The organism is Cerasicoccus maritimus (assembly GCA_031296935.1).
GTDB lineage: Bacteria > Verrucomicrobiota > Verrucomicrobiia > Opitutales > Cerasicoccaceae > Cerasicoccus > Cerasicoccus maritimus.
In genome coordinates this window covers 90,291-101,130 of record JAVDPD010000015.1, presented here as the reverse complement: position 1 = coordinate 101,130, position 10,840 = coordinate 90,291, and the positions used below count along the sequence as shown (strand labels likewise).

The following is a 10,840-nucleotide window of genomic DNA, read 5'->3' as shown; positions in this document are numbered from 1 at the left end:
TAAATGCCCAACCGGCCGGCGGCGGGGGGTTACGAGCCCAGTGTTTCACGGATGGGGTAAGATTCACGGTGGCCGCCCAGCTTGCGGATGAATAGTTCGCCCACGAGTCCAACCGAAATCAACTGCACGCCGAGGATCATCAGCAAGACGCCGAAGAGCAGGAGGGGGCGTTGGCCAATGCCTTCGTCAAAGAATAGCTTAATGAATGACAGGTAGGCTAGAATGAGGAAGCCGATTGCGCCCATTCCGAGGCCAGCGCCGCCAAACAGGTGCCCCGGGCGCTGGACGAAGCGAGTGATTGCGGCCACGGTCAGCAGGTCGAGGAAGCCTTTGAAGTAGCGCCCGAGCCCGTACTTGGAGACGCCAAACTCGCGCGCGTGGTGCTTCACTGGGATCTCGGTGACGCGGTAGCCGTCGGCATAGGCCAGAATCGGAATGTAGCGGTGGAGCTCGCCGTAGAGCGGGAGCTCGCGGACGACCTCGGCACGGTAGGCCTTGAGGCCACAGTTGAAGTCATGCAGCTCGAGGCCGGATATTTTCCGCGTTACGGCATTGAAGAGGCGGGAGGGGATGCGCTTTTCCAGCGGGTCGTTGCGCTCGCGTTTCCAGCCGGATACCAGGTCAAAGCCCTCGTCGAGCTTGGCCATGAGGTTGGGGATCTCGGCGGGCTCGTCCTGTAGGTCGGCATCCATGGTGACGATAAACTGGCCTTTGGCTGCGCCAAAACCGATGGACAGCGCCGCTGCCTTGCCAAAGTTACGACGCAGGCGGTAGGCGCGTACGCCCACGGGGAACTCGGCCTGGAGGGCGCGAAGTTGCTCCCAGGTGTCGTCGCTGCTGCCGTCGTCGACAAAGATGACCTCATACGACCAGTGGGAGTCGCCGAGCACGGCTGCAATCTTGTCCCACAGCTTGCGGACGGATTCAGCCTCGTTGTAAGCCGGTGCGACCACGGAGATATCGGGCGCGGCGGCTGTGCCGGTCTCGGCAATGGGAAATTGAGTAGTGGACGTGGACGCCATGATTTTAATGCGCGGAGTTTTAGTAGTTAATACCCAGCCTAGCAACCCTTTACGCAAGGGGCACCAGTCGGAGGGAGATTAAAGCAAATGTTTACGATTGGGCAATGAAAGGTGGGAGTGAGGGGGGAGGCGCAATTCCACTTGGGATCGTAATCGAAAGCAGTCGCTAGCGCGATCAGGTCGGTTCCCGATAGCAACGACGATTACGACAATGTGCAGCCAGGGCGCACCTAATGGGCGCGCTTTCCGATCTAGAGATAACATGAAGTTGCCGGGTTGAGCACTTGCTCAACCCGGCAACCGATGATAGATCAAAAACAATACCTGGCCGTTAAGCTCGGCATCGATGTACACGCTGACAGCTACGTGGTGGTTCGTCAAGTTGATGGCAGCACGCCTCAGACTTCGCAAAAGTTTCGCACTCGTGAGTCTTTTCTTCGCTTCGTGAGCAAGCAGCAGTCTGAGGCCGAGCAGGTGTATGCCTGTTACGAGGCCGGTCCGTTTGGCTATCGCCTCTTGCTCTCGGGCCTGGCCTACACCCTGATGGAAGGCCTGCGCCGTTTGGCCTTGAAGGATACAGAACTGGCAAGAGCTCAAGCCAACACCATCCGATCCAGGCTGATCAAGATCGGAGCAGTCATCACCCGCAACACGCGACGAATCCGAATCCACCTCAGCGAGGCCCATCCACTCAAAGAGCTCTTTGCCCAAGCTGTCAACAGGCTCGTGTCAACCTAAACCAAAATGGAGCTGCCCCGGCTCGACGAAACGATGGGGGTGGGGGAAACTGTGTTCCCATTCATCAAAAAAAGACCGATTTTGCTCAAAACAGCCCCCGGAAACTAATCGTAATATAAAATCCGAATAAATCCCGACCGATCAATCGCTCTCATGCAATATCCGGGTTAGGCAACGATATTGATCGTGAGCGTATTCGGGCTCTGTTGAAGACAGAGGCAACTGGATGGCGAACGCAGCGCTTGGTGGCGTTGCGTTTAGGGTTCGACCCTGGCAACAGCGATGATGATATCTACATTCTGAGGCCACTAGCCGGTTTGAAAGCGATAAGAACGAGGCGTGAGTTTCGTAGCCGCGCGAAAGGCCAAATAGAATGCCTTGGTTGTGGGGAAACCACTTTCTTCACCGATGGATTCATTGCTCAGATCCGAATGTCGCAGCAGATACTTCGCGCGTTCCACGCGCACACGTTGAATTTCCTCATACGGGCTGCGTCCGGTCGCCTCGCGGAAACGACGATTTAGCGAACTTTGCGAAATAGGAAATTGATCCAAGATATCAGCCACGCTGAGGCCACGCGGGGCATCGCTGCGAATCACACTCAGGACTTGAGCGATTAATGGGTCCTGTAAACGAATATCACTCGATTCGCGTTCCACAACGCCAAGCGGCGAGATCATTTCAAATTGATTCGTCTTTTTTCCCTGCATCAACAGATCGAGGCGTCGGGCGCCTTCAAAGCCAATTTGATACGCGCCCGGATCGACAGACGTCAGCGTGGGACTCGACATTGTGCAAATGGCTTCATCGTTACCGGCACCGACGACACACATTTCGCCAGGAATGCGAATTCCCGCTTCGTGGGCGCAGTTAATGATCTCTCGGGCGAGTAGGTCAGTAGCCGCAAAGATGCCGAATGGCGCAGTCCAGCCCTCCAACCACTTGATTAGTTTTCGGCGATCAAGCGGCGCGGCGACATTGTAGATATCCACCTCCAGTTTCGCTTCTTCGGCGGCTATTAAAAATTTTTGCTCTCGAATGGCGGAATAGCCAACACCGCCGTATCCAACATAGCCAATGCGTTTGAGCCCCAACCCTCGAAGATGATCAAAAGCCTGAAGCGTCATTTGCGAACCATTACTAGTTAAGCAACTGACTCCATGATCAATCAAGCCTGCCGCGACCAGCCCGAACATCGGCCCTTTAAATTTCAAGCAGGCCTTACGATCCTCCGGCTTGAGTGGACGGATCAGAAGGCCGTCGCACCAATATGGCACATTCACAGGTCCGAGTGCAGACTCAAAGCAAGGAAGCACGATTTCCCAATTCGCACGCTGGCGAGCATAATCCGAAGCGCCACGGAGCATTTCTCGCCCCTCTCCGCTGGAAGCGTCGATGGTTATTCCAACATGCACCACTGAAGTGACCATGCTGGAATGTTTCTGATTTTGGTGAATCCATCAACCCATTTTGAGCGTAATCAACACAATTTGGACTCTTATCACTATTGTTGAGCAGCAGCAAAAAGCATATGATACCACCACCCCCTCGTCGAAATCGCTCTTACCGAAGTGCAGGTGGCGCACGCCGCAATTTGCTGATTCCTCCCAATGCCCGTTAAGCATCTTTTCCAACCATTCAAACACCTCTTAATGACTCTCTCCATCGGAGTATCCTCCTTTAACCTGGGAAGCCAAGCCTTACTGGCCGATGATAATAGCCTACCCGGCATTGAAAGTGAAGAAACCGCAATTGACGCCGTGCAATCCAGTAATCCAGAGGTATCCGCCAACCAGCTTGAGCTCACTTCCTCGCACCTGAAACTGACCCAAGTCATCCTGAATGACGTCACCGATCACAATGACGAACTGGTGCAGGAAAATGAGTGGTTACTTCACCCGAACGAAGGCAAACTCGCGCTAATTGGCAACTTGTTTTTGATCGAAGATTTCGTCAACCAAACTGGGCTTATCTTCATCAAACGCGCGCCGCTCCCAAACGCCAGAACGGTTCCTGAAGGCGGCGATTTTATTGTGACGACCAAGCGTAGCGGCGCGACCACGGTCACCATGCATGAAAAAAACTCCGAGAACACCTGGACCGTCTTAAGCTACAATGGTGGCGTGTTGGCGCGGACTAAAGTGCTGCATGACTGGCAGGCAACTCGCCGGCCGTTCACTGAAGGGCATCAGCTCCCGCGCTTCCTGAGTAACACCTGGGGCGACCGCTCACGCGATAGCCGCATGCACGAAGACTTCATCCTCGCCGAAATCGACACCGCCGAACAGCTGGGCATCGAGGTAGTTCAACTCGACGATGGCTGGCAAAAGGGGGCCAGCGCGAACTCAAAAGACGCCAAAGCGAAAGGTGGTGTCTGGGAGGGATTCTGGCTCGCCGATCCGAACTTCTGGGACGTCAACCCCGAACGTTTCCCCAATGGATTAACAGCGGTAGTCGAGCGGGCTAAAGCCAAGGGCGTGAAGCTGGGCCTTTGGTATGCTCCGGACTCATGGAACCACTTGGCGAATTGGCAAAAAGATGCGGATAAGATTCTGGAGCTCTATCGTCAATACGGCATCACGCACTTCAAGGTAGATAGCATCAACGCAACTTGCGAGCAAGCGCGTCAGAACCTGGATGCATTCTTCGAACGGGTGCTTAGCGAGAGCCAAGGCGAGATCGTTTTCGATCTGGATATCACAGCGGGTCAACGCCCTGGCTATTTCGGCGCCGTGAACGTCGGCCCATTGTTTGTCGAAAACCGCTACACGGACTGGAGAAATTACTGGCCTCACCAAACGCTCAGAAACCTGTGGCAACTTTCCCGTTGGGTCGACCCGAAGCGCCTGCGCATGGAATTCCTCAACAACGAGCGCAACACCGGCAAGTACGGCAACGACCCGCTCGCTCCAGCAAATTACCAAGCGGATACGCTGTTCGCAACAGTCATGTTCGCCAACCCGCTAGGCTGGTTCGAATGCTCAAACTTGTCAGACGAATACGTAGCGGAAGTAGCGCCGCTGATTCAAACTTGGAAGCATCACCGCGAAGAACTGTTTCGCGGGACAATACTTCCCATCGGCAATGAGCCCGACGGCGTGGTTTATACGGGTTTCCTTTCCATTTCTCCGGAGAAAGACCGTGGCTATGTTTTAGTCTTCCGAGAGCTGAACCGCAAAGATCACGCCTACGTCGAGATCCCAATCGGGCTGGGCCTCGAAAATGCGAATTGGGAGCTGCTCACCCCAACTGGAGACGTGGAGTCAGAGCACGACCTTCTCTCGGTTCAGATTCCTGAAAGGCTTGGCTACGTCTTTGCACAGTTTGTCATCGATAAGAGCGAACTGGAACTGTCATCGAACACTCTAGGCCTATAGGCCGCAGAGGCCTCTCCATTAATTAGCCCCCTGCCAATACTCCTAATGAATATACTCGAAGTTGCGCTATTTATCATCTCCGTTGTAGGTGTCATCACCCTTGGCATCTGGAAAAGCAGCGGCCATGAGAGTCCGGAAAAGAAAGGCGCGTCGGACTACTTTCTCGCCGGGCGCGGGCTGACTTGGTGGCTGGTCGGCTTTTCCCTGATCGCAGCAAATATTTCGACGGAGCAATTTGTCGGGATGACTGGATCCGCCGCCAACTGGCTGGGCATGGCCATCGCTTCGTATGAATGGATGGCGGCCATTACACTCGTTATTGTGGCCTTCTGGTTTCTGCCGAAATTTTTAAAAGCTGGCCTCTACACCATCCCGGAATTTCTCGAATACCGTTTCGACGGAGTCGCCCGATTAGCTATGGCGATTCCGGCAATCGTCACCTTGGTCTTCGTCACGACGTCGTCAGTTATCTTCTCGGGCGGCAAGTTCGTATCGGAGTATTATAACACCGTGCCCGTCCTCAACAACCTGACCGCAGTGTGCTGGCTCATTGCGATCTTTGCGGCGCTCTATGTTTTCGTGGGTGGCTTGAAGGCCTGCGCGTGGACGGACCTCATATGGGGCGCGGCGCTGATTATTGGTGGGCTCATCGTTATGGTTCTGGCGTTCTCAGTTCTGGCGAAAAAACCTGCCGAGGAACTCATCCTGACCAAAGTTGCCAATTCCGCCGCGACCGTTGAAGACCTGGAGCAAGCAAATGCCTGGCAGCGATTCTTGCTCCTTAACGACGGCGTCGAAGGCGAAGCAGTGGCCGTCGATGGCGAGAACGGCAGCGGCGGTAAAGTGCACATGGTGCGCCCGAAAACGGACTCAGATCTCCCTTGGACCGCGTTGCTGATCGGCCTGTGGATTCCGAACTTTTTCTACTGGGGCTTGAACCAATACATTGTGCAGCGAACGCTGGGTTCGAAGTCTTTAGCCGAAGGGCAAAAGGGCATCGTTTTCGCCGCGTTTCTCAAATTGCTGGTGCCCTTCCTGGTGGTGATCCCGGGTATCCTGGCCTACAATTTATTCAGCAGCGATTTGCTCAACACGACGACTGGAGAATATGATTACGACCGCGCGTTCCCCGTACTGGTGCGAAATTTGATTAAGCCAATGCCGCTGATTTCGTGGTTCGTTTTGGCCGCGTTGACTGGCGCAGTCATCAGCTCTCTGGCGTCGATGTTGAACTCGGCTTCGACCATTGCGACGATCGATTTGTATTCCAAATTTACCGGCGAAAAAGACCCCGTGAAGCTTGTGCGCGTTGGCCGTGGCTTTGTGCTTTTATTCGTCCTCTTAGCGGCATTGGTGGCGCCGCAGTTGGATAAGTTTACCAGTATCTTTGCCTACATTCAGGAGTTTCAGGGCTTTATCTCGCCCGGCATTCTGGCGGTGTTTATCTTCGGATTTTTCTCCCCCAAAACGCCACGCTGCTTTGGCGCGATTGGAATCGGACTGAATATTTTTGCCTACGGTTTTTTCAAGTGGATCGGCGGTCCGCTCCTCATCAAGAACGGTTGGTGGTACTCCGATCAAATGGCGTTTCTCGACCGCATGGCGCTCTGCTTTTTCATCGTTATTCTAGCGGGGATCATCCTGACGAAGTTTATGCCAATGCCCGCGCCGGTTACGCTCCCGGAGAATAAGGAGATCCAGCTCGAAGGATCGCGATCAGCGAAGATCTGCGGCTACGGAGTGGTCCTGACAACCATCGCCCTCTACATCATCTTTTGGTAATCGCGCGATGGAGTTGAGGTGAGCTGTTTGGGCGTTATCGACATAGTTACGGTGATTATCGCCATTGTCGCTGATAGGGAAAAATGATAAACTACTGCTAATGACCATACTTTTATTCGTTGGCTTACTACGAAGTTTGCGTCCCTTAAACACCCCCGCCCCAAAGACCATGAAGCATTGTATAGAAAAGACATCTTGCTGGCTAGTTGCCGGCGCACTGAGCCTCTTGCCGCTTAGCTCGAACGCGACCCTCATCGCAACCGAACACTTCGACTACCCCGATAGCAACAGCCTTGTCTCGGTTGGCACAGGCGGCTCCGGCTGGAGTGGTGGTTGGACCACGAACGGAACCAGCTTTGAGGTTGTCGATGGCGCTGCATACACTGGAGACCAGGACGCATTTGTGAATTTTCGCACGTTGGCAGAGTCCCAGTCGACGGGCACCCTTTATTTCGCGTGGACCGGCGTCAAAGAAAGAACCGTGGATTTATTCGAGACGCAGGTATTGGCGCTTTCCGGCTTTAGCAACAATAACTCAACCGAGGAGTTCAGCCTCCAATTTCGCACGTCGAATGCGACCAATGAATTTTTCCTACTCTACGGGGGTGCGGACAGCACCACGGGTTCCGATTCGGGAGGGTCCTACACAGAGGGCACCGAGGTGACCTTCGTGCTGGAAATTGATTTCAATCCTGGCGGCGATGACAACATCAGTGCCTGGGTTTTTACCGACGGTTTGCCCGCGATACTTGACACACCGTTGCTCACGAACAGCGCGCCAATAACTTCAATCGACTCGATTCGAATTATCTCCAATGGGAAGCGGATGACGGGGGCTCTTGATAACATCGTGGTGGCCACGGAATACAGTGATTTGATTAACGCGGTTCCCGAACCGTCGACGTATGCGGCGCTATTCGGCATTTGCACGTTGACTGTGGTCATTATCCGTCGTCGTCGTCTCTCCGGTCGTGATCCGGTAAAATGATGACATTCACGCCTCATTAGGCCCAGGTCTCGGGGTGTTCGTGGGCTCATTTATCCTAGGTCGTGACAGTAACACACGGAGGTCACTCAACAATCAATCTCAATTCCTTAATCGTCACTTTCCTGTTCAGTCAGAATCCTAACTATACCCAAAAAGCATGATCAATTCCCTGAAAATATCACTCTCCGTGCTGGTCCTCGCGCCAGCACTCCTCAACGCGCAAACGATCCTGATCGATTTCAACGGTGACGACACCCCGAAAACGACTGGTCAACCGGAAACCTGGAACAACCCGGTTAATCCTGGCTTGGACAGCATCAGTTTCCCATATGAGCTCGTCGCAGATCTCGCGGACACCACTGGTGCAGGAACCGGCATCACTCTCAGTATCACAGATGGATTTCATGGTCGAAATTCAGCGGGTGATGACTCTGGCGCAGTCTTTCCGGGCACCGCGACCGAGGATAGTTTCTACACCGCCAATGACACTTGGGATCCAAGCGGGGGGACCCTCGACAATGGCTTCGGCATTTTAGAGTTCACGGGACTCGATCCATCGAAAACCTATGACTTCACGGTGTATGCTTCGCGCATCGGTGGCAGCGACAACCGTGAGACAGAATACGCGTTCGATGGCCTTAACAGCTCAACGGTTTACTTGGATGTTGCCAACAATATCTCCAGTACTGTCATAGCCAGTGGTCTTAGCCCGACGGCGGGTGGCATCATCACGCTCACCGTTACAGCAGGGCCAAACAATACTACGTCACAGCAGTTTGCCTACCTCGGTGCCATTGAAATGACCGTGATCCCCGAGTCTAGCTCCATAGCATTGTTCGTTGGCGCGATGGCGACTGGTTTCGTAATGTGGCGTCGTCGTCGTTAATCTGCCCACGACAGAGCTTATTTTCCAATGGTGGGTCTATCAGTAGACCCGCCATTTTTTGTTTCCGGCTGGATGTCAGCCATAAGCCAATAGGTTTTATTGAGTCTGCCGTGCACGCAGACTGATTGCTAAGTTTCCCCTTTCGCTACGAGGGGATTTTCTGTGTTTGCGGGAAGTAAAAAGGCCTCCATGTTGAAGCGAAATGGCCCTATGCTCTAATTAGCACAAAAATTGAGTTATGTTAGAATCTATCGGTTAAGTATGTGCTCCAAATGACGATAGTAGCTATCCGAGTATCAAAATACCGGTTAAGCTGTATGAATTTTAAAAGCGCAGATCGACTTACGGTAGTCCAACGGCCTTATTGGGGAGGGTGTCTATTGGCAAGTATCTTTGCAGGCGCTTTAGCGGTGAACGCAGAAGAACTCAACCTGATCAATAACCCTGAGTTTGAGGTCACACAAATCAATCCATCGGGCACAGACTGGGCTGCGCAACGGCAAGATACTGCGGTCACTGCGGTTACTCCGCGCTACGAACTCAACGAGACTAATGGAACCAATGTTGGATGGCATAATACTGGACAAAATGTCATTGAAGTGTGGACTCCATCGTTCCAAAATGGGCAACTTGGCACAAATTTAGGCAGCAACATCTCAGAAATCAACTCTGTCGATGGAAATTCGCAACTCTACATTACCTTCACCGCCGAATACAGCTTTGACTATGATTTTTCCTGGTCTGATGTGAACCGCCCCAGCGGCGGGGCAGATTACAAGGTGAACATTAACACCGGCACAACTCCCATCGACTCCTCAGGAACGGGCAACACCTTCAGTGATGACTATACTGCTACGGTTTCTTCATTTACCAGCAGATCGGAAACAGTAACCATAGAGCGTGGCCAAACTTACACCATCTCCTACTCAACGGCCTTCAGCAGCACCCTTTCCAGCCTGACTGGCGAGGTAAATTTACTCACGCCAGTTAATTTCGTTTACTGGGATACCAACGGAGCTACGGCGGGATTAGGCGGCCCGAGCCCTAATGGCACCTGGAACAACAGTAACAGTAACTGGTCGGATTCGGCCGATGGCACCGGTCCACTTTCATCTTTCGCCGCTAACGAGGTTGCCGTCTTTTCCGCAGGCGATGACGCCACGGGCAGCTACACCGTAACCAAGAATGGCCGCACGGATGTCAATGGCATCGTATTCGAAGATGGCACGCCCACCATCGCACATGGCGGCGGAGGAAGAATCCATTTCGAGGCTACCGATGGTGGCGAACCCTTCGTCAATGTAGCCAGTGGAGTGACAGCTACCATTGAAACAAGGATTACTGATCAGGGCAGTGAGGGCTTAGTCAAGTTTGGCGACGGAACATTGGTCTTGGGTGGCAGCCGGAGCAATTCACGTATCAGTGGAGATTTAACAGTCGATGCTGGCGTGCTGGAGCTTGCAAACACCGCTGGCAACAATCAAATACGGGGCAACGTCATCATTAATGGAGGCACGTTACTCATCAGCGAAGCCAACCAAATTCAAAATTCATCTGATGTCACCCTCAACGGTGGCACAATTGCCATCGGAGAAACTAGTGAGAGAATTGACACTTTAACGCTTAGCTCAGACTCAAGTATCGATTTTACCGGGGCCAATGGGCAACTGACATTTGACGACAGCACTGGCGCGACCTGGGATAGCGGCGCTACCATTACCATCACTAACTGGAACGGAGCAAACAACGGTGGCGGTGATGATCAGTTGAGCTTTGGCACCTCTGGTCTTACTGAGACTCAAATTGGCCAAATCAAGTTTTACAACCCAACCGGCTTGCCTGCGGGAATTTATGATGCGCGCATGCTAACTTCTGGCGAAGTAGTTCCAGTAGTCCCCATTCCCGAGCCCGGCACCTACGCTTTCGGAGGAATTCTGGCTGTTTTTGTCGGTGTCAGTATTTGGCGTCGGCGAAAAAGCAGCGGCAGAAAGCCAGCTCCAGTAGTATTGGGAGCCTAGTTGCCGCAAAGTCGCATTGCCTATCGAGC

Annotated in this window: 8 protein-coding genes; 6 read left to right on the top strand and 2 right to left on the bottom strand. The window is 53.3% G+C overall.

Translation table 11 applies throughout. The features are described from left to right. Positions 1-29 precede the first annotated feature (29 nt). Positions 30-1,022, bottom strand: a complete 993-nt coding sequence (locus tag RBB62_RS11325; RefSeq protein WP_309398957.1) for a glycosyltransferase family 2 protein — start codon at positions 1,020-1,022, stop codon at positions 30-32. Between the two features lie 303 nt (positions 1,023-1,325). On the opposite strand from RBB62_RS11325, the gene RBB62_RS20295 reads away from it, so the two are divergent. Beyond that, on the top strand, positions 1,326-1,760 hold the full coding sequence (locus tag RBB62_RS20295; RefSeq protein ID WP_425499892.1) for a transposase: 435 nt from the start codon (positions 1,326-1,328) through the stop codon (positions 1,758-1,760). Between the two features lie 308 nt (positions 1,761-2,068). On the opposite strand, the gene RBB62_RS11315 is transcribed toward RBB62_RS20295, so the two are convergent. Then, positions 2,069-3,190, bottom strand: a complete 1,122-nt coding sequence (locus RBB62_RS11315) for a substrate-binding domain-containing protein (protein ID WP_309398956.1) — start codon at positions 3,188-3,190, stop codon at positions 2,069-2,071. Between the two features lie 222 nt (positions 3,191-3,412). Here RBB62_RS11315 and RBB62_RS11310 point away from each other — a divergent pair, with 222 nt between their 5' ends. The 5 genes from RBB62_RS11310 to RBB62_RS11290 all read left to right on the top strand — a co-directional run bounded on the left by RBB62_RS11310 (position 3,413) and on the right by RBB62_RS11290 (position 10,811). Further along, positions 3,413-5,137 (top strand): alpha-galactosidase, encoded by a 1,725-nt coding sequence (locus RBB62_RS11310; protein ID WP_309398955.1) that lies wholly within the window; start codon positions 3,413-3,415, stop codon positions 5,135-5,137. Between the two features lie 45 nt (positions 5,138-5,182). Beyond that, a complete protein-coding gene (locus RBB62_RS11305; RefSeq protein ID WP_309398953.1) occupies positions 5,183-6,919 on the top strand; it encodes a sodium:solute symporter family transporter in 1,737 nt (578 codons plus the stop codon). Positions 6,920-7,088: 169 nt separating this feature from the next. Beyond that, entirely contained in the window at positions 7,089-7,907 is an 819-nt protein-coding gene (locus RBB62_RS11300) for a PEP-CTERM sorting domain-containing protein (protein ID WP_309398952.1), read from the top strand. A 157-nt stretch (positions 7,908-8,064) separates the two neighbouring features. Then, complete coding sequence (locus RBB62_RS11295) at positions 8,065-8,793, top strand: PEP-CTERM sorting domain-containing protein (RefSeq protein ID WP_309398951.1); 729 nt, start codon at positions 8,065-8,067, stop codon at positions 8,791-8,793. Between the two features lie 410 nt (positions 8,794-9,203). Further along, positions 9,204-10,811, top strand: coding sequence for an autotransporter outer membrane beta-barrel domain-containing protein (locus RBB62_RS11290; RefSeq protein ID WP_309398949.1), 1,608 nt, complete (start codon positions 9,204-9,206; stop codon positions 10,809-10,811). Positions 10,812-10,840: the final 29 nt, after the last annotated feature.